This is a genomic window from Anoxybacillus sp. TBDG-1 (assembly GCF_054815885.1).
Genome location: NZ_JBTZSY010000001.1, coordinates 20,029 through 46,490, shown reverse-complemented (window position 1 = coordinate 46,490; position 26,462 = coordinate 20,029). Strand labels below are relative to the sequence as shown.

The window sequence follows — 26,462 nt, the reverse complement described above, 5'->3', positions numbered from 1 at the left end:
ATAAGAGAAAAGTCAATACTGTTTTTCACATTGTTGTTCGCTATAATGAAAAATAGAGAGGGGATTTGATCGTGAGCGGATACGAACAATGGAAACAAACGAACATTTCTGCTTTTAGCGACTTTTTATTTCGGCAAGAACTGCTACCAAATTTGTTTGGAAAAGAAACTCCATTTATTTTATATTGGGCAGGAAAAGAATTAGCGAGAAAGTACCCGCTAGCTACGATCGATGATATCGTTGCTTTTTTTGAACAAGCTGGTTGGGGGAATTTATCGCTACTGGAGGAGAAAAAAGATCAATGCGATCTTCAATTAAATGGATCGCTTGTCGCTATGCGGTTCAATTATGGCGGGGAGTGCACGTTTCAACTTGAAGCGGGCTTTCTTGCTCAACAGTTCGAACAACAAAAAGGATACGTTGCAGAAGCGTTTGAACAACAAAAACGACGTGCAAAAACTGTTTTGTTCACTGTCAAATGGGATCGCAAAGATGAAAGCTGACCATCGTCGGTCAGCTTTCATACGTTCGGAGCGCTTCGTAAATTTTTTGGGCGACATGTTTTGGAACGTTTGCTTCTTGTAGCTGTTCGACTGTTGCTTCTTTCATTTTTTTTATCGATCCGAAATGTTGCAATAACGCTTGTTTTCTTTTTGTACCAACCCCTGGAATTTGATCGAGAATGGAATGAAATGTAGATTTTGAACGAACTTGACGGTGAAATGTAATCGCAAAACGATGCACTTCTTCTTGAATGCGCTGCAGCAAATAAAACTCTTGACTATTTTTCTCTAATGAAACGATGCTTGGTGGATCACCAAAAAGGAAATGGGACGTCCGATGTTTCTCGTCTTTCACTAACCCAGCGATCGGAATTGATAACCCAAGTTCGCATTCCAACACTTCTTTTGCGGCTTGTATTTGCCCCTTTCCCCCATCGACAACAATGAGATGAGGGAGCGGTAAACGCTCGCGTAATACACGAGTATAGCGTCGGCGAATGACTTCGCGCATCGACTCGTAATCATCTGCCCCTTGCACTGTTTTTATTTTATATTTACGGTATTCTTTTTTTTCCGGCTTCCCATCAATAAATACGACCATCGCGGCGACAGCGTCTGCCCCCTGGATATTTGAATTGTCAAACGCTTCGATACGACGAGGAGGTTGAATCCCCATTGCTTCACCTAATCGTTCGACCGCACGAATCGTCCGTTCTTCATCACGTTCAATTAAAAAGAATTTTTCTTGCAAAGCAATTTGTGCGTTTTTACAAGCTAAATCAACGAGCTCTTTCTTTTTGCCACTTTTCGGCTGTGTGACGTTTACTTGAAGCAAATTTGTCGCCATCTCGCCATCGATGTCGCGCGGCAATACAACTTCGCGTGGCTTTAAATGATATTCTTTACTGTAAAACTGCCCTAAAAACGTTAAAAACTCTTCCTCTGGCTCTTGATATAACGGAAACATCGATACATTTCGTTCGATGAGCTTTCCTTGGCGAATAAAAAATACTTGTACGCACATCCACCCTTTATCGTACGCATATCCAAAAATGTCGCGATCAACAAAATCATGCAAAATCATTTTTTGTTTTTCCATTAACGTTTCGATATACGCAATTTGATCACGATATTCTTTCGCCCGCTCAAACTGTAACTGTTCGGCCGCTTCCAACATTTTTTCTGTCAATGTCTCTTTTACTTCCTTATATCCGCCGTTTAAAAAACGAGTAATTTGTTCAACAATTTGTTTATTTTCTTCCTCTGACACTTTATGTTCGCACGGTCCTAAACATTGTCCCATATGATAATATAAACAAACTTTTTTTGGCATCTTCTCACATTTTCTTAATGGATATAGACGATCGAGCAGTTTTTTCGTTTCGTGCGCAGCTTGAGCGTTCGGATATGGTCCAAAATATTTTCCTTTATCTTTTTTCACCGTTCGGGTGATGATGAGACGCGGATGCGTTTCTCCAGTAATTTTAATAAACGGATAGCTTTTGTCATCTTTTAACATAACGTTATATTTCGGATCATATTTTTTAATTAAATTCATTTCTAAAATAAGTGCTTCTAAATTTGAGGACGTCACAATATATTCAAAATCAGCAATTTCATTCACTAACCGAAGTGTTTTTCCGTCATGTGTACCCGTAAAATAAGAACGGACACGATTTTTCAACACCTTTGCTTTCCCGACATAAATGACTGTCCCGTGGGCGTCTTTCATTAAGTAACATCCCGGTTGATCGGGTAAAATCGCTAACTTTTCTTTCAAACGCTCATTCACGCTCTCCCTCCTCTCGCCATTCATATACGGTGATGCGTCCGTACACAGGGTCAGATAATAAACTCGATTCATACGTTCGAACGGAACGAATATACGGACGAACGTCTATGCCTTGCGCTTGAAATCCTTTAATCACATGATCGGTGACATACACTTTCGCATGTGGAAACGCCGCTTTTTCACGCTGAAAAACATCAAATGAAAACACACGTGCATGCGGAAAAGAAACACGTAAATATTCAAGAACGCGCGTCTCCTCCCACGTAAATAAAACAAAAGGCTTTTCTTTCTGTTCAAAATCATACGCCAACTGATACGTCGCTGGCAACTGTGTCGCTTGATGCTTTATCGCTTGCGTGCCGATCACCGTTTGTGAGAGAAGCAAAACAAATACCACAGTAAGCCGTAGACGTGATGACGATTGGAGAGCACTGACAAACAAAAAGAATGAAACAATGACGACAATCGGCAATATATGTCTTGGCTTTTCAATATTTTGCGCAAACAATGCCCATAGAAAATATGTCAATAAAAGCAAGCGATATAAAGACGGGATCGCTATTTGTTTCCACGTCATAGCTAATAAAATAACAAAGCAACTCAGCAGCCATATCGACTGCTTGGCCATGCCTGTCCAAATGATATTATAAAAAATAAGCACAACGGCTCGTTGCCAAAACGGTGCTTCATCTGTCGACACCGTTCCCCCCCATTGTGTAAAATGCCCTGTCGTAAATGAAAGGGCTAACTGCCAAAACCCTTCTCCCTCTGTTGTAGCTACTGCCATAATCCAAATAAATTGAAAAGCAATCGCTACGAAACTATATAACAGAAGCTTTTTGAAGCGATATGCTCGCTTCCACCAAACGTATAAAATGCCAATTCCAAAAGGAATGTACGATAAACGAATGCCGAGCATGACGCTAAATAGCCATAACGGCAACAACTGCATATCGATACGATCCGAGTGAAGAGCACGTTGTAAACTCCATACATACCACCATAAAACAGCGAGTGCGCTTCCTTCCGACATCGGTTGTGAAACGATAAGCATGACATAACTAAGCGATTGAACGAGTGCAGTAACGACCCACGCGTACTTTTTTTCCACAAATGTTTTTGCAAGCAAATATATCGGAATAGAGGTGCTTATTATAAGCAAACCGTTCCAAATCGCCAGCGCTTTGGCAGGATTGTCGACAAATGAATGAATGAGCATCCCTCCAAAAATAAAGTAAGGATATCCCGGAAAATGCGGCTGCATCGCAAGCAAATCATATCGCTCAAGCGCCAATGCAAAGTCGACTTCATCCCATGTAGCTGCAAATGGGCTAGCATATACAATATAAGATATATAGACGACGGGCAACAAAACGACGGAAACGATTCTCACAATAAAAACCCTCCTAAGCAAAAAAGTACAAGGTTCCTCCTTGTACTTTACATCACTTGTTGTTCAAGCACCTTTTCATTTTTTTCGTTTTTTTCTTCTTTCGCGCTATAACGTGTTTTCACAAGTAAATAAATAACAACAAAATAACCAATGTACGCTAACACTTCTTCAAGTGATGGCATCGATGAATAACCGAATAGCGCCTTAAGGAAAATGCCAACATCTCCAGAGAGAATAGGCTCTTGACCTGTATCGCGAACAAAATGTTCATGATCAATCGGATGTTCTGGCATAAACCATGTAATATCGTAAACGTGTGGCATGACGCTACCAATAATTTTTAAATCTTGCAACATCGAAACACCTTGTACGAGCAATCCGGCCGCAATTAAAATAATAAACGCGCCTGTCACTTTAAAAAACGTTTTTAGTGGTACACGCATCGTTCCTTTAAAGAACATATAGCTGACAATAGCTGCAATCGTTAACCCCGTAATTGCTCCCCATCCTTGTACTGCCGCTCCGATATTTCCGCCTGTAATCGCAGCAAAGAAAAAGACGGTCTCAACCCCTTCACGCAATACAACTAAAAATGAATGCATAACCATACCAAATACGTCGCCTTTTGACACATATTTGCTCATCTTTCCTTCCATACTGCTTTTTATATCTTTACTATGTTCCGCCATCCAAAATACCATTTGCGTTAACAGAATGGAAGAAATAAAAATAATGCTCACCTTTAAATACATTTCGCTCGCCATCGTCGAAAAGCCGGTTAGCACAACTTGGAATAATAAAGCGACGATCGCGCTTGCAAACACAGCTAATCCTGCACCGAGCCAAACATATTTCACATAGCGCGATTGATCGATGCGTTTCAAATACGATGTAATAATCCCAACAATTAATAATGCTTCTAATGCTTCACGAAACGTAATGAGCAGCGCTTGAACTTCCAATGCCACACGACCCCTTTCTTTACTTTCGTTTTCTTATCGCGTACACCAAAACAGCAACAATGACTCCTACAATTACAATGATCGGGATCCAGTTTTTCACATCAGACAAATCTGTCCACTCTGTCTTTTTTGCTGCTGCTAATCGGTCTAAATCTTCTTCCGTAAAATGACCTGTTTCGACACTCTCTAATTCAAATTGATCTTGCAACGCTTGCAAAATCGTTTGTTTACTTTCCTTAAATTGCTCGATGTTTGACTCTTTTTTTCCTACTCCAAACAATCCCGGATTTCCAAGCGATTGAAGAGCAACATCAAACTGTTGTTTTAACTTTTCATCAAGTTCCGCATCCTTTTGTTGCACGATTGGGGAGAGCGCTTTATATGTAGCAAATGCTTTTGCTAATAAACGTTTGCTCGTATCGTAATTATCGAAGTTTCTCTCCGCATTTTCTAACCGACGGGCAACATTGAGCACAAGCACTTTTTGCATGACTGAAATAATCGTTTCGTCATCCTCATTTTCAATAGCTTCTAAAATAAGTTGTGATGGTTCAGGTCCCATATGCATATCAATTTCTTTTTGAACTGTTTCGTAAATCGCTTTTACTTCGTTAAACTTTTTCTCTTGTACTTTCGCTACCATTTCTTTGTAAGCTTCGGCAACCGTTTCTTCGTTCGGATCACCGTATGAATAAGCAAATGAAGACATAGGAACTGAAGTGAAAATTAATATCATTGACAAGCAAAAAAATAGTATCTTTTTCAAGCCGATCTCCTCCTTCGATGATAATGATAATAATTATCATGCTTGTTGTCAAGAAAAAATGCTAGAGAATCGCTCTAGCGTTGCTGAATAGATCTCATATGCTTTCGTTCGACCGGACGGCACATCTCTTTCACAATAGCCGGAATAACATGTTTAAGGTAAGCTGTAAATTTAATAAATGATTGACCTGTTGTTCTTACTTGATATACAATCGGCACTTCTTCTAACCGAAATCCTTTGCGCACTAAATTTAACGTCAATACTTGAGCATAGTTGTAGTCATGAATAATTTCTGCTTCTTCCATCGCTTGACGAGAAAATGCTCGCATCCCTGATTGACCGTCGTAAATCCATCGTTTTAATAAGATGGATTGAATAAATGTAAATAAGTAATTTCCAATACGTCGATGCCATTTCATCCCTTGAATCGTACCTAAAAAACGCGAACCCATCGTATAATCTGCTTCTCCATGTAAAATAGGCATAATGAGATCGGGAATTTGTTCCGGTGGATATTCGTTATCTGCATCAATCATGACACCAATGTCTGCATCAAGTTCGACACATTGTTGTAAACCGATACGTACAGCTGCTCCTAACCCGTGATTTCGTTCGTTTCTGTAAATGAAATCTGCTCCCGCTTGTTTAGCTACATCAACGGTCCGATCCGTTGATCCATCGTCAACAACGAGTACATACACTTCTATATTCGGTTGAATATGTCTTGGAATGCGACGAATGACTTCCCCAATTGCTTCCTCTTCATTATGCGCAGGTAAAAATACAATTACTTTCATCGTTCTCCCTCTTTCTTTAGCGCTTCAACTAACACAGGACCACGGCTATGGCTCGGATATGGTGCTCCTAACAAATAAGCAATCGTTGGAGCAAGAGAAACGAGGCTATGTTTTTCGTCAATGCGCTTCCCTTTTTCAATCATTGGACCGTACATAAAAAACGGGACGTATCGTTCTCCTTCATCTAAATGGCCATGCCCGCCAATTCCATCTGCTTGTCCATGATCCGCGCAGACGATTAACGTTGTATTGTCCATTTTTCCTTGTTCGTGCAACCATTCAATAAATTGTTGGATTAATGTGTCAACTTCTTCAATTTTTTGCACATATTCATCATAGTGTACACCACGGCTATGACCTGTTTGATCCGTTCCAATAAATTGAACGACAAGTAAATGCAAATCTTGCTCAGCCATCAGTTGTTTTGCGCGTTCCATAATGCTACGATCTGCGACATCATTATGCATGACGGCTGTAACCGTTTCGACATCATTTCCTAGGGAATCGACAAGATGAGCAATGCCGAGCACTTTTCCTTTTTTCCCTACTTTTCGCAATGAATCAAAAACACTTTCGACACGAATACCTAACTTCCATACCATATTTGAACGAATGCCGTGCTCAAACGGATACGTTCCTGTAAGCATCGATGTAAAACAAACGACCGTCCGTGCGGGATATACCGTTTCCATTTGTGTAAAATCTGTTCCATTCGCACGAAGAGACTTTAAAAACGGGGCATTCGCTTGTTCAAAACGATCCTTTCTCATTCCGTCAACAACGAGAACGATGACGCGATCACTTAACGCTTTCTCATTTGGCGGCACGTTATTTGTATAATGGTCAATCATTTTCGGTTTCCAATCAAATAAATAACGATGCAAAATAAACGACCATACAAAAACAAAGGCGTAAAAAGCGATAAATGACGGAGTATGTACATCATGTTGTACTCCGTATTCCCATACAGAAAGAAGAAGCAATATTTTCGGCAATTGTTCTTGTGCATTTCCGCTTGTTGAGTCACTGTTTTTTAACACTAATTTCCAGAAACGAGTGAAATTCAACCATGTCGTTCCAATGCGTAAATGATAATAAAACGTCCCCCAAAAGAAAACGGTGAAAAAGAAGTAAAGACTAACCGCAAGCAAAAGTAAAATCGTCGGAACGAACGACGAAATCATTAAAAAAATGACATAAGGAATCCATAAATAGTTACGTAAAAATAGTGGATAGTCATATATGTAATACAAAACAAAAAGAGGAACTGTTAGCAAAAAGCTACGGAATATTTTTCCCCCTTCTTCCAACGTCATTCCATCTAACAAATGAAAAAGAAGCATTGTTCCTATAACGAAAATCGGGGTAAATGGCTTTCCTTCATTTAACAGATTCCAACACCTTGCTGCTATTTTTTCAAATTTCGATGCTTTTTTCACGCCATCTTCTCCTTTCGAACGAATGTCCATAACGTCGGGATGCGCCACCACACATATAACCCGACGACATAAGAAAATAAAAATTTAAATAAATGAGTCGCTAGTGCAAGAGCATATGCTTGTTCCCAATCTGAGTGAATGCGCGTTAACGTAAACGCCATGACTGCTTCATACGTGGCTAATCCTCCTGGGGTTATTTGAAATACTTGTCCAACCACAGTCATGCTGTTTACCCATAAAGCTTCAACAAACGAAAGGGGAAAGGCGACCATTTTCGCCATTTCAAACAAAACGATGGCTTCACATACCCAACTAAAAACAACGACAATTACGATCGGTACAAAACGACGACTTTTCCATATCGTATCCCAATGTTGTTTATGTTTTTGTAGCCATGACGGGTTCATGCTTCGAAGCACGAAAAACAAAGCAACTATACCACAAAAAACGAACGGAAAAATAAAGACAGAACGGGCAGCGGTGTGCATATAAACAATTGTCCCCAAAAAAGCAAACAAGAACAAAACAATAAAATCAAAAAGACGTAGTACAATGACAGACTGGGCAACAATCGCAAATGGAATGCGATTTTGTTTTGCACATATGCCAATGCGAGCGACATCGCCGATTTTAATGGGAAATAGGTGATTTATAAATAAACTAGCAAATAGCCCATCGATACACGTTTGAAACCGAGCGTGAGGCAAATACCATTTCCATGCGATAGCACGTAAAGCAAAAGCAAGCCCATACATGATAAACATATAACTCGCATGCCACGGTTGCGAAACAAGGCTGTGCATAAGATCAAACAACAATTGCGCATCAAAATGGTGAATCGTCATCCATATAAACGCTACAATACATATCAAGCTAATGAGCCGCATCAAAATTTTTATTTGTTTAGTTTTCATATTGCTTTGCCCATTCAATCGTCTTTGCCAATCCTTCCCGCAACGATATGCGCGGCTCGTATCCAATTTTTACTTTCGCTTTCGTAATATCGGCCCATGTGGCAACAACATCACCGAGACGAGGCGGTTCGTAATGAACACGCATATGTGGAAAATGGGTACGCAACTCCGTAAGCAATTGCTTCATCGTAACCGGTTGACCAGCCCCAAGATTAAACACAGCACTTTCTCCTTTTCGTTCTAGCGCTTGAATCATTCCATCAACAATATCATCAATAAACGTATAATCACGCGTTGTGTGATCTCCGTAAACAGTAATCGCCTCATCACGTAGTAACTGACGAATAAATTTGCTAATCGCCATATCTGGTCGTCCCCACGGTCCGTATACAGTAAAGTAACGAAAAATCGTCATCGTGTAGCCGTATATATGCGCATATGCGTGGCAAAACGATTCGGCACTATATTTCGCCGCTGCATAGGGAGAAATGACTTGCCCGTTTGCCATTTCTTCTTTTAACGGCTGAAATGCTTGATTGCCATATACAGAAGAAGAAGAGGCGAATAACACGTGCTGAACTCCTGCTTCTCCTGCTGCTTGTAACACGTTTACTGTTGCTTTCACATCGTAATCAATATATGACAACGGCTCCGTTAACGATGGTTGAACGCCCGGTAACGCCGCTAAATGAAAAACAATATTTGGTCGATGCTCAAAAAAAATGTGCTTTAATGCATCAAATTGAAGAATATCTACGTTGTAAAAATGAAAGAAGCCGACATTTTTTATTTGTTGGAGCTGACATTGTTTTCGAATCATTGAATAATATGGGTGGAAATTGTCGATGACGATCAGCTCATATCCAAGTTTAAGCAATCTTTTCCCTAAATGACTCCCGATAAATCCTGCTCCGCCTGTGATACATACTTTTTTCATTTGTTTGACTCCTTCATTGTTTATGCGCTACTATTGTATCACATCAAAAAAGCCGCGTGTTATGCGCGGCTCTCTTTTTATTGAATGATCGCACTTACGGCATCAAGCACAGCTTTGCTATGTTGAGCAGCTTCATCTTTTTTATTTTCAGCAATCGCATTATACCATTTTTCTGCCATTGCAAATACTTCCGCTGCTTTTTGATCGCCTAATTTTGCTTTAACATCTAACTCAATCGCCTTTAAGAACATATTTCCTTCTAATGCTTTCACTTTCGCTTCCACGATGTTATTTTCGTCCAATTGTGCTGGCGCTTTTTCATGATAGCCTTTCATTTTACCAAACAACGCTTTTGCATATAATGCGCTTACTTCTGATGCTTTTATCGTTTTGTAATCGTTATTTAACGATAAAATTTCATCTAAACGTGCTGTCGCAGCTTCATCACCGTCAGATAAAGAACCTTTGATCGCTTGGAAAAAGCCCCACGCTTCTGCTTGCTGACCTTTTAGTTCATCTTCAGCTTTCCCTTCTTTTACACCCGCTTCAATTTTCTCAGCGTATGACTTGGAAGCTAAATAGTAGCTTCGATAGATTGATTTATCTGTCAATTGAATGTACACTTTGAAGTCATCTACGTTATTTGCTTTTAACGCTTCTTCTTGCGCTGCTAAACCAGCTTGAATGCTTTGCTCAAGACTAGATTCCCCCGTTAATTGATAATATTCATCACGCTTCATTGCCGTTGGAACGAAAATTTCTGTTGCAAGCAATTTAATTTGATCAAACAATGCTGTTGCTTTTTGTTGATCACCAGCTTCAAGTGTAGCTACAACATCTTTTTGCAACTTTTTTTGCAATTGATAAAAATACGATTGTGTCACTTTATCAACAATTTGACGTGCTGGGTGAACATTTAGTTCTCCGCTTTTTCCACCTTGAATCGCTGCTTCAATTGTTTGAGCAAATGTACCATCTAGTTCATTAATTGGTTTTTGTAGTTGCTCTGTGTATATTTTCTCTACAACATCCCAATCAACTGGTTGTCCTTCTTTTGCTTTTTCTGTTTCTGCTTTCATTGCTTTGTAAGCATCAATAAATGCTTGAACGTTTACTTGATCCTCTGCTTGCTCTGTTTCAGCAGGTTGTTGCTCTTCTTTTTGTTCTTCTACTTTTGTTTCTTCCTTCTCTGTTGTTTCTGTTTTTTGCTGACCGCAACCTGCAAGTACACCACCTGCTAATAAAAACATCGCAAATACAGCTTTTAATTGGCGTTTTTTCATTTCGTATGTGTCCCCCTTTTTTTGATAACGATTATCATTAACCGTTATTATTATAGTGGAGAACGATTTTCAATGTCAATATAAAATTTAAAAAAATATGCCTCGGAATGTAATCCGAGGCATATCCATTATAAATGTTTGCTTAACAGACCAACAAGTGCTTCTTTTGGTTGGAAGCCAACTGTTTTGTCTACAACTTCACCATTTTTAAAGACAAATAATGTTGGAATGCTCATTACACCGTATTTTCCGGCTGTTTCTGGGTTGTCATCTACATTTACTTTAACAATTTTCACTTTGTTACCAAGCTCGCGATCTACTTCCTCTAATACAGGTGCAATCATTTTGCAAGGTCCGCACCAAGGTGCCCAAAAATCAACGAGCACAACTCCTTCTTTCACATCATGAACAAACGTTTGATCTGTTGCATTTACAATTGCCATGTTTCATTCCTCCTTAAACATTTCAGTTCCATAAACATAGTATACCATTGAACGTATTCATTACGCCAATCTTTTGCTTCGCTTCTACTATTTCCTTGTGACAAAAAAATATGCTGAAAAGAAAAGGCAAAGCATTGTGCTCTGCCTTATGAATGTACTTTTAATTTTTTAAATTCCTCAATTAAAAGCGGGACAACCTCAAACATATCACCAACGATGCCGTAATCTGCTACTTTGAAAATATTCGCTTCTGGGTCTTTATTAATCGCCACGATGACTTTTGAGTTAGACATGCCTGCTAAATGTTGAATCGCTCCTGAAATACCGCACGCAATATATAAATCTGGCGTAACGACTTTTCCTGTTTGACCAATTTGAAGCGAATAGTCGCAATATCCTGCATCGCATGCCCCGCGCGATGCCCCAACTGCACCGCCAAGCACGTTCGCTAACTCTTTCAACGGCTCAAATCCTTCGGCGCTTTTCACGCCACGACCGCCAGCAACAATGACTTTCGCTTCAGATAAATCCACACCTTCTGCTGTTTTCCGCACAATGTCACGAACGATTGTACGCAAATCTTTTATATCGACTTGTACATCTACCACTGCACCTGTACGACTTTCATCTTTTTCAAGTGGAGCGATGTTGTTCGGACGAATTGTAACAAACATGAGACCATCTGTAACCATTTTCTTTTCAAACGCTTTACCCGAATAAATTGGTCTTGTAAATACGATATTTCCACCTGCCTCTTCAACCGCAACAACATCGGATACAAGACCACATTGCCATCTTGCAGCAAGTTTTGGAGATAAATCTTTTCCGAGCGCTGTGTGTCCAAACACGATCCCTTCTGGCTTCTCTTGTTCGACAACAGCTTGCAATGCTTGAGCATAGCCGTCTGGCGTATACGTTGCTAATTTTTCATGTTCCACAACAACAACGCGATTTGCTCCGTAAGCAATAAGTTCGTTAGCCAATGAGCGAACGCTCGCTCCGACAACGACAGCAACAACCTCCCCGCCTTCAGCAATCGTTTTTGCAGCGGCAATGGCTTCAAATGATACGTTGCGTAACGCTCCATCGCGTACTTCTGCTAATGTTAATACTTTTCTTGCCATACTCCCCATCCCCCTATTAAATAACTTTTGCTTCTGTATGAAGAAGTGAAACGAGTTCTTTTACTTGATCTGCTATATCTCCTTGCAAAATTTTTCCCGCTTCTTTTTTCGGCGGCAAAAAGATTTCAATTGTTTTTGTTTTCGCTTCTACGTCGTCTTCTTCCAAATCTAAATCATCGAGCTCTAACTCTTCAAGCGGTTTCTTTTTCGCTTTCATAATACCCGGCAATGACGGATAACGCGGCTCATTTAACCCTTGTTGTGCCGTAACTAGTAGAGGTAACGATGTTTCAATGACTTCTTCGTCCCCTTCAACATCGCGAACAACTTTCACGTTTGTTCCTTCAATTTCTAGTTTCGTAATTGTTGTTACATAAGGAATACCTAGCAGTTCAGCAACGCGCGGACCAACTTGACCAGAGCCACCATCAATCGCTACATTTCCAGCTAAAATCAAATCAGCTTCTTTATCTTTTAAATATTCCGCAAGCACTCTTGCCGTTGTATATTGATCGCAATTTTCTACATCGTCTTCAATGTTAATAAGCACTGCTTTATCTGCTCCCATCGCAAGCGCCGTACGAAGCTCTTTTTCTGCATCTTCGTTCCCAATCGTAACAACTGTCACTTCACCGCCGTGCTGATCGCGCACTCGAATCGCTTCTTCAATCGCATATTCATCGTACGGGTTAATGATAAATTCTGCCCCTTCTTCACTTACCTTTCCGTTTTGAATGACGATTTTTTCTTCCGTATCAAACGTACGTTTCATTAATACGAAAATGTTCATATTTCTCTCCCCCTCTTATTTTCCTTGAAACTGTGGTGTTCGTTTTTCAATGAATGCAGAGATACCTTCTTTCGCATCTTCCGTCACAAATACTTCACCAAACAGTTGCGCCTCTTTTTCGACACATTCATGGAATGTTTTTGTTCGTGCTTCATTGGCAAGTTGCAATACTGCTTGAACGGAAATCGGGCTCTTTTGAGCAATTTTTTGTGCAAGCTGCTTTGCTGTATGAAGCAACTGTTCTTCTGGAACGGCTTTGTTTGCTAGCCCCCATTGAACAGCTTCTACACCTGTGATTGGTTCGCTCGTCCACATCATTTCTAGCGCTTTCGCCATACCGACATGGCGCAATAAACGTTGTGTGCCTGCAAATCCCGGGATGATGCCAAGTTGCAACTCTGGCAAGCCAAGTTTGGCGTTTTCCGCTACGATACGTAGGTGGCAACTCATCGCCAACTCAAGCCCTCCGCCAAGTGCAGCACCGTGGATGGCTGCAATAATTGGTTTTGGGAACTGTTCAATTTGTTCCATCACTTGTTGACCTGCTCGAGCGAGTTCAGCTGCTTGTTCGCTCGCCTCAATCGCTGTAAACTCTTTAATATCCGCACCAGCCGAGAAAAATCTCCCTTCTCCATGAAGAACAATGGCACGCACTCCATCATCTTCTTTTAATGCATTAAGTCGTTCTGAAAGCTCTTTCAAAACAGAAGATGCCAAAGCGTTTGCTGGCGGGCGATGAAGTGTCAAAATCGTCACATACCCCTCTTGTTGAACAGAAAACATGTTCCCCCTCCTTCGTATATATCGGAAGGTTGTTGTGCTTTAAACACAACAACCTTTCGTTAACAATTGATGGACTGGCTTCGCTAATGCAACGAGATCATATTTTTGCTCATTCATTACCCATGTTGTTACCATTTCGTCAATCGTCCCGAAAATCATTTGGCGCGCAAGCCGTACATCCAAATCTGAACGAAATTCCCCTTTGTCAATCCCTTCTTGCACAATGCGATCAACTACTTTTAAATATCCTTTTAAAATTTCATTAATTTTCAGACGTAATGATTTATTCGATTGGCGAAGTTCCAGTTGGGTAACGATTGCTAAATGCGGATCGGCCGCTAACATTTGAAAATGTTTTTGAATCAACAAAAACAATTTCTCCGATGGACTCGAAATTCCTTCTATTTCTTCTTCAATTTTTTCGATAAAATAGCCCATTTTTTCTTGGAACAATGAGATTAAAATATCTTCCTTATTTTTAAAGTACAAGTAGATCGTACCATCAGCTACACCCGCTTGTTTTGCGATTTTCGATACTTGCGCTTGATGGTAGCCGTTTTCAGCGATCACGATCACAGCTGCATCAATAATTTGTTTAAACTTCGGTTTATCGCGTTTCAACTTTGCATTCTCCCTTTCAAAAATATGAATGAACAATCATTCATATTTTTTATTTTAAAGAGAGGCAAAAAGCATGTCAAGAAAAAACGTACAAAGGTTATTTTTGCTTTTCTTTTTCTTCTTCAACAAGGGCACGGCGCAATATTTTACCGACTGCTGTTTTTGGCAATTCTTTTCTAAATTCATAAATGCGTGGCACTTTATAAGCGGCCAATTTACTTCTCATAAATTCGTCAAGTTCTTCTTCTGTACACTGTTCTCCATCTTTAAGGACAATAAACGCTTTTACCGTCTCGCCACGATAAGCGTCTGGTACACCGATCACAACAGCTTCTTGCACTTTCGGATGCTCATACAACACTTCTTCTACTTCACGCGGATATACGTTATAACCGCTCGCAATAATCATATCTTTTTTTCGATCGACAACAAAGAAATAGCCTTCTTCATTCATATACCCTAAATCACCCGTATATAGCCAACCATCACGAAGCGTTGCAGCCGTTTCTTCTGGGCGGTTCCAATATCCTTTCATTACTTGTGGTCCACGAACAACAATTTCCCCGATTTCATTTACATTTGCCCGCTCACCTGTTTCTAATGAAACGATCATCGCCTCTGTATCTGGCCAAGGCACGCCGATACTTCCTTTGATTCGCTTTCCATCCCAAATGAAATTGGAATGCGTCACAGGGGATGCTTCGGTTAAACCGTATCCTTCAATAATTTTTCCACCTGTTACTGTTTCAAATTGTTCTTGCACTTCAACTGGAAGTGGAGCTGAACCGCTAATACATATTTTAATTGATGATAAATCATATTTTTTCAAATTCGGATGATTGAGTAGCGCAATGTAAATCGTTGGCGCCCCCGGAAATAGCGTTGGCCGCTGTTTTTCGATCGTTTTTAACGTCGTTTCCACATCAAACTTTGGCAATAAAATCATTTTATATCCTTCCATAATGGATAAGTTCATAACAGCCGTCATCCCATATACGTGGAAAAACGGAAGCACTCCGAGAATCGATTCGTTCCCGCGTTCACATTTATACATCCATTTTGTACACATGAGCGTATTGGATGTTAAATTATAATGTGTCAACATCGCGGCTTTTGGAAATCCAGTTGTTCCGCCTGTATATTGAAGAAGCGCAACATCCTCCACCGGATCCACATTCGTCTCTCTTACTTTCCCGCTCGCAAGCGATAATGCTTTCGTAAATAAGTGGCAATCCCCTTCATGTTTGACGCGTACAATCATCCCTGTTTGTTTCTTTTGTATAAACGGATATAACACGTTTTTCGGAAACGGTAAATAATCTTTTATACTTGTAATGATCACATGCTCAATTTTTGTATGCGCTTTCACTTTCATGATTCTTGGATAAAGCAAATCAAGACCGATAATGATTTTCGCACCACTATCATTTAACTGATATTCCAACTCTCGTTCAGTATATAACGGGTTTGTTTGTACAACCATACCACCTGCAAATAAAACAGCATAGTAGCTAATGACCGCTTGCGGACAGTTTGGCAACATAATCGATACGCGATCCCCTTTTTGTAAACCGAGCTGTTGCACATACGATGCTAACTTAAGCGCTTGTTCATATATTTCTTTATATGTCAGCTCCTTTCCTAAAAAGTGAATGGCTGTTTTGTGCGGAAATTGTTCCGCCGCTTCCCGCAAAAATTGTTGCAACGGCTTGCGCGGATAATCAATTGAATGAGGAACTTGCTGAGGATATAACGCTAGCCATGGCTTCTCCATTTTATTTCCCCCTTTGTTATAAGATTATTTATATTTTATAATATTTTCAGAAATTTTTGTATCAAAAAAATATAAAAGGATGCCTACTGACATCCTTTTATGCAAAAAACATGAGATATATGACACCAATAAGCAAAAATACACCGCACAATACGAGTAATACTTTCGCTAATGTTTCCATTTTTTTCTCCTCTCACCGTATACTTGCTCCGATGACAAACGACAATCCGATCGAAATAACCATGGAAATAAATCCTACCGCTCGATTATCGCTAGCAATTTCATCGTCAATGTTAAACTTTGGAGTTAAAAACTCGTAAATAAAATAACCGATTAACAATAAAACGAAGCCGTAAACGCCCCATCCGATCATCGTAAAAAGTGAATCGTGATGATCGATCGAGTATCGGAAAATATTAGCGATCCCAAATATTTTTCCACCTGTTGCCATCGCTACAGCCATATTTCCTTTTTTAATTTCTTCCCAATTTTTATATTTCGTCACAAGTTCAAAAATAGCTAAAAATAAAACTAAACATAAAATCACGACACTAAAATTGGCAGCAATATGAATCATTTCATTTTCCCAAAAAGCGCTCATAGTTCCTCCCGTCATTGTAATTCGACGATGGTGACGCCTGTTCCCCCTTCAGTCACCTCACCAAATCGAATGCTTTTTACTGAGCGATGGTTTTGCAAATATTGTTGTACCCCTTTCCGAAGCGCTCCTGTCCCTTTTCCGTGAATAATAGAGACGCGTGGGTAACCAGCAAGCAATGCATCATCAATATACTTTTCAACGCGAAGCAATGCATCTTCATATCGCTCGCCTCGCAAATCCAGCTCCAGCGGAACGTGATAATCGCGTCCTTTCACCGTCGCAATCGACTTTGTCTCCATTGGCGTTGGACTGCTTACATACTGCAAATTTTCTTCATTCACTTTCATTTTTAAAATACCGATTTGCACAAGCCACTCTTTGTCGGATACTTTCTCAATCAACTGCCCTTTTTGATTGAGGTGGGTGACTTTTACCTCATCACCAGGTTGTAAAGGTTGCTTTTCTTTCTGCACTCGCTTTTTCTTTCTCGTGTCGATTTGTGGTATAGCTTCTTCTAGCTTTTTACGCGCATCGATGAGTTCATGTTCTTTCATCGCGGCCGCTTGTTGTTTTTGCATCTCGCGAAGGTTTTGAATGACTTCTTCTGCGGTTTTCATCGCTTTTTTCACAATCAGTTCTGCTTCTTCTTTCGCTTTTTCTAGCAAACGATCACGTTGTTCATGCCATTCGTTCCACTGCTTTTCTAATTCGTTTCGCAACTGTTCCGCTTCTTGACGAAGTTTTTCTGCTTGCTCCCACTCTTCTTCGGCCCGCTTTTTACTTCGCTCTAATGAAGCAATCATATTTTCAACTTCATTGCTTTCAGCGCTAATGTACGTACGGGCACGAGCAATAATACGCTCATCTAATCCGAGGCGACGAGAAATATCGAGCGCGTTGCTCCGACCTGGAATACCGATCAACAGTTTATACGTTGGACTTAACGTTTCAATGTCAAATTCGACACTAGCATTCATCACACCATGACGATTATAGCCATATGCTTTTAATTCAGGATAATGCGTCGTTGCTACAACACGCGCACCACGGTTGTGCACTTCATCTAAAATAGCAATCGCTAACGCTGCACCTTCTTGCGGATCCGTTCCTGCTCCAAGCTCATCAAACAACACAAGACTACGCTCGTCCACTTGTTTTAAAATATCAACAATATTGACCATATGAGACGAAAACGTACTTAAACTTTGTTCAATCGACTGTTCATCGCCAATGTCAGCGTATACAGCACGAAATACCGCTAGTTGCGATCCATCTAAAGCTGGCACCTGCAATCCTGCTTGTGCCATAATCGTAAACAAGCCGATCGTTTTTAACGTAACTGTTTTCCCGCCTGTATTTGGTCCGGTAATCACCATCGTCGTATAGTCGTTCCCTAGTTCAATATTGTTTGGAACGACCTGGTCAGGTGGGATGAGCGGATGCCGCGCTTGCATAAGACGAATATATCCGCGCTCATTCATTTTCGGTTTTGTTGCTTTTATCGCTTTCGCGTATTTTGCCTTGGCAAATAAAAAGTCAAGCTGTGCAAGCAATTCGACGTTCTTCGTAATTATTTTCGCCTGCTCGCCGACAGAGGAAGATAATTCACTTAAAATGCGCTCAATTTCTTGTTTTTCTTTCACACGCAATTGCTGCAGTTCGTTGTTTAGTTCTACAACGGATTGTGGCTCGATAAATAACGTCGCACCAGATAAAGACTGATCATGTACAATGCCGCCGTATGTATGGCGGTATTCTTGTTTGACTGGAATGACGTACCGATCATTACGAATCGTAATAATCGCATCCGATAATGTTTTTTGAGCAGATGATGAGCGAATAATGCTTTCTAATTTATCACGTACTCTTCCTTCAATCGCACGCAGTTGGTGGCGCAACGACCGAAGCCGATCGCTTGCTTCATCAAGCACTTCCCCGCTTTCATCAATACAACGATATATATGTTGCTCAAGCTCCATTAAAGGGATGATTTGCTCGGCATATGCCATCATATGCGGAAGCTCTGCCTCCGTCCCTTCTAAAAATTTTCTCAACTGCCTTGCCGTCCGCATCGTACTTGCAACATCGAGTAGCTCATGTGGACTGAGCATTCCCCCAATGCTTGCGCGTTTCGTCTGGGGACGAACATCAAATATGCCACCAAGAGGGACGTGACCGCGCATGCGCAGAACGGTTGCTGCTTCATCCGTTTCTTCTTGCCAACGCACAACTTCTTCAACATATGGTGACGGCGTAAGCGCTGCGACTTTTTCTTTTCCTAACGAGGAAGATACATATTCCGCAAGTTGTGCTTTCACTTTATCAAATTCAAGAATATTTAATGTTTTTCCATACACTAGGTAACCCTCCAGCCGTTTACTTTCGCAAAAAAGATATAAGTTGTTCGATCTCCCATGTATTGATGACCGTTTCTTTCCGAATCCAACCTTTTCGTGCAAATGCAACCCCAAGTTCCATATCATCAAGCATATGGATATTGTGTGCATCCGTATTAATCGCAATTTTGACACCAAGCTGTTGCGCCTTTTGTAAATAAGTATACGTTAAATCGAGCCGATGTGGATTTGCATTTAGCTCAAGCACTGTATTTGTTTCTTTCGCAAGCTGCAACAATTCGTCTATATTTACATCGTATCCGCTTCGTTCTCCGATTAGTCTTCCTGTCGGATGAGCAATCATATGAACGTATGGATTCGTAAGCGCTTCTTTCAATCGTTTCATAATCGTTTCTTGCGGTTGCGAAAAAGCAGAATGAATCGACGCAATGACAAAATCGACCGTTTGTAATACATCATCCGCAAAATCTAACGTTCCATCCGGTAAAATATCCATTTCAATGCCAGATAAAATGACAAAGTCATCATATTGTTCGTTCAAGCGAGCAATTTCTTCTTGTTGGCGTTTTAGTCGTTCAACGGTTAATCCATTTGCTACTTTTAAAAACTGTGAATGATCGGTAATTGCGATGTAGCGATATCCTTTTTTCCGACATGCTTCCGCCATTTGTTGAATCGAAAACGCCCCATCGCTCCATGTCGTATGCATATGTAAATCTCCGCGTATATCACATAAAGTGAGGAGCGGCGTCCCGTCATATGCATCGACTTCTTCTCCACTTTCACGCATTTCTGGTGGGATGAACGGCAAATGAAAGTGGGTAAAAAATTGCTCCTCTGTCATAAACGTTTTCACTTCGCCTGTTTGTATGTTTTCAACACCGTACTCGCTAATTTTTTCACCGCGCTCTTTTCCTAATTGGCGCATGCGGACGTTATGGTCTTTTGAACCGGTAAAATGATGAAGCGTTGTCGCAAAATGTTTAGGAGAAACGAGGCGAAAATCGACATTGACAACATAATCGTATTGCAATTGCAACGATACTTTCGTTTCACCATTTGCGACAACGTCATAAATATGTTCAAGTTGCAACAATTGCTCACGAACAAGCGAATGATCGTTTGTTGCAATAATAAAATCCAAATCTTTGATCGTCTCGCATACACGGCGCAAACTGCCCGCGCGCGAAAACTGAATAATGCCAGCGAAGTTTTCTAGCTGACGCTCGATGTCGGAAGCAACTTCCAACATAAACGCAATCGGTAAACGTTCGGGACGTGCATTCATGCGGGCAAGTGCGGCTAAAATATTTTCTTCTGTTTTTGCACCGAAGCCGCTTAATTGTCGCACACGTTGAGCTAAACATGCTTCTTTTAATGTTTCGATATCGGTCACGCCTAGCTCATGGTACAGTTTAGCAATTTTTTTGCCGCCAAGTCCCGGCAATTTTAAAAGCGGGAATAGCCCTGCTGGAATTTCTTTTTTTAGCTGTTCAAGCACATCGCTTGTTCCCGTCTGCAACCATTGTTGTAAAACCGCAGCTGTGCCTTTGCCGATGCCAGCAATGGACGTCAAATCATCAATGTCGGTTAGGGCACGTTCATCACGTTCTAGCGCTGAAGCTGCTTTACGAAAGGCGGATACTTTAAAAGGATTTTCTCCTTTAATTTCCATATATAAAGCGATTGTTTCAAGCAAACGAATCGCTTCTTTTTTACTTTTCTCCATTTCATTCCCTTCCTTTCGACGAAAAAACTTCTCTCAAACGGAGAAGTTTTTACGCCATATATTGCACAAGCATATGTTTCACAAAATTTGATAAAATCGGTGTGTGTTTGACGATAAAACTAGCGATGAATGAGTTGTGAAGCGGTTGTTGAATTGCAGCAACAGGAACAAGTGCACTCACGTATAAAAGCACAAATAAAAGCAAATACACTTCCATAAATCCAAGCGCTCCACCTGCCCAACGGTTGATGCTTTTTAAAAGCGGCAGCTGAGCAACGAAATCTAGCATCGAACCGATCATTTGCATCACAATTTTTGCAGCAAAAAATAAAACAGCAAATGCAATCGCACGGTAGTATGCTTCATCTAAATTTGTGCTTTCAATGAGCAATTTCATCGTTTCGGCATCACCGAAACTCGGATACGGCACCCATAATTTTAGTCTTGGTGCTAGTTGATCATAATAGTTATATGCAACGATAAATGCAATCAAAAAACCTGTCATATGGATGAATTGCAAAATAAATCCTCGTTTCAATCCAATCATCAGTCCCATAAGGAGGATGAAACAAATAAGCAAATCAATCATCGCTGTCATCATCCTTTTCTTTATTCATTTTTCGCAAAAGGCGTTCGTATTCATCTTTTAGTTTAATATATTCATGAACGATATTGACTGCCGTTAATACAGCAAGTTTACTCGTATCAAGCGTCGGATTTTTCGCGCTAATTTCACGCATTTTATCATCAACAATGGAAGCAACAAGCCGAATATGACTTGAACTTTCTGTTCCGACAATTGAATATTGCTGTCCGTATATATCTACCGTAATGCGCGTTTTTTTCTGCTCGGCCAAACTATTTCCCCCATTCATCCGATCTCCCGTTTCGGCAAAATTCTACCTTTTATCTTACCACGATTTGCAGATATATGAAAAGATATACGAAAATAAGAGCGGGCATGAAACCCCGCTCTTATTTATGACCATTGCTCTAGTTGTTTGTTTGTTCCGTCTCTTTTCGCCATTTGTTTCATGTATGTGAGATTTAACCGCTCTTTATGAAGGAGAAACATTCTTTTTGCCCATTCACAATCGGAATTCGATTTCCAATGTACACATGCGCGAAGGCGATCTAATATAATGTCTTCAATTCCGATGACGTAAACAGACAACCCTTCTTCTAGCCTTAACTCAATCACTTTATTCTCATCAGCATCTTCTAACATATCATTTGGAATTTCCACACTAACAAACAATTCATCATGATACCAATGTCTTCCTAACGGAGTGAAACCAAGTTGAGTGAGCAATTGCCCTGCTTTTTCGCGATCACTAACAATTAAGTCGATATCTACTGTCGTATAATCACCGCGCGTATATATTTCAACCGCAAGCCCGCCAACAATAATTGGACGTATACGATACGGCTCCAATAGCTTCGTTAAAATGGCTGTGACTTGAACCATTTTTTCAAACGATGTTTTCGTTTGAAGCGACTGAAGTTTTTCTTGCGCCTCTTTAATCGAATTCATAATACCACACTCGTTCGTTCAAATATCGAATTTTTCCTTCTTGCTCTGCTTTTTTCCATCGTTTTATGCATAATTCATCTAATATACGCATTTCCTCTTTGTCCCGTGGACGTAAACGTACATGTGGCTCTCTTCCATCTTTTAATATATCTCGTTCCACATTTCCTTTGCGCGAAAAAATCCAATCGTTTAGTTCAGACATATTCATTTTTCTCACTTCGTTTCACTCCAACAACTATTTTTTACATTATATCACAAAAGAGCAGGCATCGATACCCGCTCTTACTTCATAAATGGCCACCAATTCGCCCGTCCAAACGTTTTCACCATCACCGGAATAAATAACGGCAAAACGATAAGCGCATATAAGAAAAGACCTGTTAAAATAATCGTCGCAATTTGCAAGAGCGATAGCACACCCGATGGATACATCGCCGCAAACGTTCCTCCTAAAATGATGGCAGCTGAAATGATTACTGTTCCCATATGGCGCATCGCTTCAAGCATCGCTTCCTGCACCGTTTTGTCACGGTATTCGCTAAAGCGGTCCATTAAGAAAATGCTGTAGTCAATACCGAGCGCCATTAAAATGACGAATGCGAAAAACGGAACAGCCCAGTTTACCCCTTCGTATCCGAGCACATTGACAAACACAAGTTCAGTAAACGCCATCGATGTATAATATGTTAAAATAAGCGATAACATTAAGTACGCAGGCATAATGAACGAACGAAGAAGAACAATTAAAATCATCGCAATACCTATGAGCATAAATAATGACGTGCGCGCGTAATCGTCAGCGGAAATGTCGCGTAAATCTGAGTATATGCTTGTCACGCCACCAACACCTACTTTCGCATGCTCAAGTTTTGTGCCATTCACCGCCCGAGCGATCGCTTCCTTCACTTGTGCGATTTTTTCCATCGTCGTCGTTTCATACGGATTGGACGAAAAAACAACATCGAACGTCACTACTTTTCCGTCTTTCGACATATACGCTTCCTTCGCCTGCGCAAATTCCTCGCTCGTCAACAATTGTGGTGGCATATACCACCCTGCCATTTCTTCATCTGGCGCATTCGCTAGTTCCGAAACGTACTGTTTGGCAGATTGTAGCCCATCTTCCACCTGTTGCAGTCCATTGACGCTTTGATTTAATCCTAAGACGAGTTGATCCATTTGGCTATTTAGTTGTGAAAAACCTGCCAACAATTGTTGTTGACCGTCATTGACTTTCGCTAGCCCATTTGTCACTTCTGGCAATCGTTGCACGATTTGGCCTTGACCATCCGCTGCTTGCTCTAATCCGAAACGAAGCTTTCCAAGTCCAACGATCACTTGATCCATTCCCGTAATAAGCGCTTGCTGTCCGTTTGTTACTGTCGCAAACGATTCATTTGCTTGCTGCAAACCGAGCTGAATCCGTTGTAGCGCATCATTCACTTGGACAAACGCATGAGAGAGTGTATTCATTTGCACACTGATTTGTTCAATCGCTTGCTTCACATATGCATACTCCGCATCTTCACGCAAGCCCGTATGACGTTCTTCAATACGGTTCAGCGACTGAGAAAGAAGTGGCAGTTGTTTCGAAATCGCAGTAAGTCCCGCTTCTATTTGTTTATATTGTTCGCTTAGTTGACGCAATCCGACCGTTGCTTGCTCATATCCGTTTCGCAACTCATTCGCTCCATCATGCAGCTTTTTCATATTCGTTTGTATCGTCTGCAATCCTTTTTCTAAATCAGCTGCACCAATCGCTCCGCTTCGTACTCCGTCTTCTAATTTCTTTAACGCTTGCTGTAAATCGGTCATGCCCGTTTTCAACTTCGTCGTTCCGTTGACGAGTTCACGAATGCCGCCCGTCGCCTGCTCTAGCCTTGGAGCGGACTTCGCCATTTCGTTACTCGCTTCACTTAAACCGGAACGAATTTGCCCGATGCCGTCTGCTCCTTTTCCAAGTCCATCTTTTAACTGTTCCGCTTGCTTTGTCACAAACAATTGATCAATTGGCTCTCCAAGCGGGCGAGTTACTGAACGAACAGCTTCCACGCCATCAATATTTGCCACTTCGCGACTAATTTTTTCAATTAAGTAGTAATATTGTTCATCATCCATCGCTTCATCATTTTTCATGACGATTTTCGTCGGCATCGCTTCCCCTTCACTAAAGTGGGCTGAAATGATGTTAAATGCTTTAACAGACGCGTAACGATCCCCGATTTCCGCCATCGAGTTAAAAGAAAGCTTGCCGTCATACGTCAATAAAATCGGCAATGTCATAACTGCCACGATCGCAAGCGCCCATAGTGGGCGAGCGAAAGAAAAACGACCTGCGATATCCCATAATTTGCTCGGCTTATGTTCAAGCGCCCCTTTCATCGGCCAAAACAGCTTTTCGCCAAGTGTAGCCATAAAAAATGGTACAAGCGTAATAAGGGCAACAAGCAACACGACGACACCAACTGCTACAGCTGATGCGGACTGATACAGTTTAAATGTTGACAGCCCAATTGATGCAAAGCCGATCATGACCGCGAGTCCGCTGAAAATAACCGTCTTTCCAGCCGTCTTATACGTGGCGATAATCGCTTCTGTTCGGTCTTCTCGTTTCGCTAATTCTTCTTTAAAGCGGCTTAACAATAAAATACAATAATCCGTTCCAATGCCGAACAAAACGGCAACTAAAAATGTTTGCGTAAACGTAGAAAGCGGAAAGTCCACTCGATCGACAAGAAAAGCAACAACAGATTGCGATACGATATACGTCAATCCAACCGTCAGCAACGGCACAAACGGAGCAACGAGCGAACGAAATACAAGAAATAAAACAATTAAAATAAACACGACCGTAATGCCTTCTGTTTTTTTCAATCCTTCTTGTGAACTTTGTACGACATCTTCGTCAATCATCCAACTACCTGTGTAATAGTGCGGCACATCAATATGCTCGATCGCCTCATAAAGGGCTGTGCTTATTTCTTTTGCTGTACGTTTGTTTCGTTCTAATTGAAGGGAGACAAGCACCGTTGTCCCGTCTTTTGACATAAGTTTTTCTTTTAGCTGTCCGTCATCAAGCGGCGAAACGATTTGTATTAAACCGAGCGATTCTTTTTTCCCTTGCAGCTGCTCTACAGCTTTCTCGATTTCTTTCCAATCTTTTTCTTGTAATCTCTCTTTTCGATGAAAGACGAGGACGGCACTCATTTCCCCTTCCTTATTTTCTTGCTTTTGTACTTCTTTTAATAACTCGCTCGCAAGCGAAGATGAATAACCATCTGGGACGGTAATTTGCCCTTTTTCGCGCACAAGTTGACCCATATTCGGAGCGGTCATGACAAGCACAACAGCTGCGACAATCCACGCGAGTAAAACGACCCATTTTCCACGAATAATCGTTTTCATTTGCCATCCTCCATTTCTTGTAAAATCATCGCTAATTTCTCATACGTTTGAATAAACTGCTCAATTTCTTCATGCGAAAGCTTTGTCATCATCTTCTCAACAAGTTCGTATACTTTTTGTTCTGTTTCAACAAGCCATTGTTCCCCTTTTTCTGTAAGTGAAAGTGAAATAATGCGACGATCGTCTTCATCTTTGCCACGTGCAATCATTCCTTTTTCAACAAGACGATTCGTCATCGCGGTAATCGCGCTTTTATTCACCGCAAACACGTCGGCTAATTCCGTTGATGTGCACACCTTATGCTTATATATGTAGCGCAATACATAATATTGATCGTGCGTCACATCATCTAACTCACATTTCATCAGCGCCGCCCCTCGTTTATTCACAAGAAACGAAACGGACAAATAGCGCTCAATAAATTGTTGTATGCTTCTCTCCACCGATCAATGCCTCCCATCCGAATAGTTCAATTGTTTAACTATTTAACAATATAACTATGAAACACGGAATAG

General features: G+C 40.8%; 25 protein-coding genes. 1 reads left to right on the top strand and 24 read right to left on the bottom strand.

Going from position 1 to position 26,462, the window contains the following annotated elements:
- The first annotated feature begins 71 nt into the window (after positions 1-71).
- Positions 72-503 carry a YslB family protein gene (locus ACYQY7_RS00220; RefSeq protein WP_461200161.1) on the top strand — a complete coding sequence of 144 codons (432 nt, stop codon included), beginning with the start codon at positions 72-74 and terminating at the stop codon, positions 501-503.
- 10 nt (positions 504-513) lie between these two features.
- On the opposite strand, the gene uvrC is transcribed toward ACYQY7_RS00220, so the two are convergent.
- The 24 genes from uvrC to ACYQY7_RS00100 all read right to left on the bottom strand — a co-directional run bounded on the left by uvrC (position 514) and on the right by ACYQY7_RS00100 (position 26,390).
- Positions 514-2,295 (bottom strand): excinuclease ABC subunit UvrC, encoded by a 1,782-nt coding sequence (gene uvrC, locus ACYQY7_RS00215; RefSeq protein WP_461200160.1) that lies wholly within the window; start codon positions 2,293-2,295, stop codon positions 514-516.
- Positions 2,288-3,688, bottom strand: coding sequence for a nucleoporin-interacting protein (locus ACYQY7_RS00210; RefSeq protein ID WP_461200159.1), 1,401 nt, complete (start codon positions 3,686-3,688; stop codon positions 2,288-2,290). The genes uvrC and ACYQY7_RS00210 overlap by 8 nt, the downstream gene beginning before the upstream one ends.
- Before the next feature lie 47 nt (positions 3,689-3,735).
- Complete coding sequence (locus ACYQY7_RS00205) at positions 3,736-4,650, bottom strand: FTR1 family iron permease (RefSeq protein ID WP_461200277.1); 915 nt, start codon at positions 4,648-4,650, stop codon at positions 3,736-3,738.
- A gap of 19 nt (positions 4,651-4,669) precedes the next feature.
- Positions 4,670-5,416, bottom strand: a complete 747-nt coding sequence (locus ACYQY7_RS00200) for a hypothetical protein (RefSeq protein ID WP_461200158.1) — start codon at positions 5,414-5,416, stop codon at positions 4,670-4,672.
- 74 nt (positions 5,417-5,490) lie between these two features.
- The gene (locus ACYQY7_RS00195) at positions 5,491-6,213 is read right to left on the bottom strand and encodes a glycosyltransferase family 2 protein (protein ID WP_461200157.1); all 723 of its coding nucleotides are present in this window, start codon (positions 6,211-6,213) and stop codon (positions 5,491-5,493) included.
- Positions 6,210-7,652, bottom strand: a complete 1,443-nt coding sequence (locus ACYQY7_RS00190; RefSeq protein WP_461200156.1) for an alkaline phosphatase family protein — start codon at positions 7,650-7,652, stop codon at positions 6,210-6,212. The genes ACYQY7_RS00195 and ACYQY7_RS00190 overlap by 4 nt, the downstream gene beginning before the upstream one ends.
- Positions 7,649-8,566: a lysylphosphatidylglycerol synthase transmembrane domain-containing protein gene (locus ACYQY7_RS00185; RefSeq protein WP_461200155.1), complete on the bottom strand. Its 918-nt coding sequence runs from the start codon at positions 8,564-8,566 to the stop codon at positions 7,649-7,651. The genes ACYQY7_RS00190 and ACYQY7_RS00185 overlap by 4 nt, the downstream gene beginning before the upstream one ends.
- On the bottom strand, positions 8,556-9,503 hold the full coding sequence (locus ACYQY7_RS00180) for an NAD-dependent epimerase/dehydratase family protein (RefSeq protein WP_461200154.1): 948 nt from the start codon (positions 9,501-9,503) through the stop codon (positions 8,556-8,558). The genes ACYQY7_RS00185 and ACYQY7_RS00180 overlap by 11 nt, the downstream gene beginning before the upstream one ends.
- A gap of 77 nt (positions 9,504-9,580) precedes the next feature.
- A complete protein-coding gene (locus tag ACYQY7_RS00175; RefSeq protein WP_461200153.1) occupies positions 9,581-10,786 on the bottom strand; it encodes a hypothetical protein in 1,206 nt (401 codons plus the stop codon).
- A 128-nt stretch (positions 10,787-10,914) separates the two neighbouring features.
- Positions 10,915-11,229 carry a thioredoxin gene (gene trxA, locus ACYQY7_RS00170; protein WP_461200152.1) on the bottom strand — a complete coding sequence of 105 codons (315 nt, stop codon included), beginning with the start codon at positions 11,227-11,229 and terminating at the stop codon, positions 10,915-10,917.
- Positions 11,230-11,375: 146 nt separating this feature from the next.
- Complete coding sequence (locus ACYQY7_RS00165; RefSeq protein WP_461200151.1) at positions 11,376-12,353, bottom strand: electron transfer flavoprotein subunit alpha/FixB family protein; 978 nt, start codon at positions 12,351-12,353, stop codon at positions 11,376-11,378.
- A gap of 16 nt (positions 12,354-12,369) precedes the next feature.
- Entirely contained in the window at positions 12,370-13,143 is a 774-nt protein-coding gene (locus ACYQY7_RS00160; RefSeq protein ID WP_461200150.1) for an electron transfer flavoprotein subunit beta/FixA family protein, read from the bottom strand.
- Between the two features lie 15 nt (positions 13,144-13,158).
- Positions 13,159-13,926, bottom strand: a complete 768-nt coding sequence (locus tag ACYQY7_RS00155) for an enoyl-CoA hydratase (protein WP_461200149.1) — start codon at positions 13,924-13,926, stop codon at positions 13,159-13,161.
- A 39-nt stretch (positions 13,927-13,965) separates the two neighbouring features.
- Positions 13,966-14,547, bottom strand: a complete 582-nt coding sequence (locus ACYQY7_RS00150) for a TetR/AcrR family transcriptional regulator (protein ID WP_461200148.1) — start codon at positions 14,545-14,547, stop codon at positions 13,966-13,968.
- A gap of 97 nt (positions 14,548-14,644) precedes the next feature.
- Positions 14,645-16,321, bottom strand: coding sequence for an AMP-binding protein (locus ACYQY7_RS00145; protein WP_461200147.1), 1,677 nt, complete (start codon positions 16,319-16,321; stop codon positions 14,645-14,647).
- A 193-nt stretch (positions 16,322-16,514) separates the two neighbouring features.
- Positions 16,515-16,922: a DUF350 domain-containing protein gene (locus ACYQY7_RS00140; protein ID WP_461200146.1), complete on the bottom strand. Its 408-nt coding sequence runs from the start codon at positions 16,920-16,922 to the stop codon at positions 16,515-16,517.
- An 11-nt stretch (positions 16,923-16,933) separates the two neighbouring features.
- Positions 16,934-19,279: an endonuclease MutS2 gene (locus tag ACYQY7_RS00135; protein WP_461200145.1), complete on the bottom strand. Its 2,346-nt coding sequence runs from the start codon at positions 19,277-19,279 to the stop codon at positions 16,934-16,936.
- Positions 19,280-19,298: 19 nt separating this feature from the next.
- Complete coding sequence (polX, locus tag ACYQY7_RS00130; RefSeq protein WP_461200144.1) at positions 19,299-21,008, bottom strand: DNA polymerase/3'-5' exonuclease PolX; 1,710 nt, start codon at positions 21,006-21,008, stop codon at positions 19,299-19,301.
- Between the two features lie 49 nt (positions 21,009-21,057).
- Complete coding sequence (locus ACYQY7_RS00125) at positions 21,058-21,597, bottom strand: CvpA family protein (protein WP_461200143.1); 540 nt, start codon at positions 21,595-21,597, stop codon at positions 21,058-21,060.
- Entirely contained in the window at positions 21,590-21,865 is a 276-nt protein-coding gene (zapA, locus tag ACYQY7_RS00120) for a cell division protein ZapA (RefSeq protein ID WP_041637971.1), read from the bottom strand. Before zapA ends, ACYQY7_RS00125 begins: the two co-directional genes overlap by 8 nt.
- Positions 21,866-21,987: 122 nt before the next feature.
- Entirely contained in the window at positions 21,988-22,542 is a 555-nt protein-coding gene (locus ACYQY7_RS00115) for a DUF6036 family nucleotidyltransferase (RefSeq protein ID WP_461200142.1), read from the bottom strand.
- Complete coding sequence (locus ACYQY7_RS00110) at positions 22,529-22,750, bottom strand: hypothetical protein (RefSeq protein WP_461200276.1); 222 nt, start codon at positions 22,748-22,750, stop codon at positions 22,529-22,531. The genes ACYQY7_RS00115 and ACYQY7_RS00110 overlap by 14 nt, the downstream gene beginning before the upstream one ends.
- A gap of 74 nt (positions 22,751-22,824) precedes the next feature.
- The gene (locus tag ACYQY7_RS00105) at positions 22,825-25,947 is read right to left on the bottom strand and encodes an efflux RND transporter permease subunit (protein ID WP_461200141.1); all 3,123 of its coding nucleotides are present in this window, start codon (positions 25,945-25,947) and stop codon (positions 22,825-22,827) included.
- On the bottom strand, positions 25,944-26,390 hold the full coding sequence (locus ACYQY7_RS00100; RefSeq protein ID WP_461200140.1) for a MarR family winged helix-turn-helix transcriptional regulator: 447 nt from the start codon (positions 26,388-26,390) through the stop codon (positions 25,944-25,946). Before ACYQY7_RS00100 ends, ACYQY7_RS00105 begins: the two co-directional genes overlap by 4 nt.
- Positions 26,391-26,462: the final 72 nt, after the last annotated feature.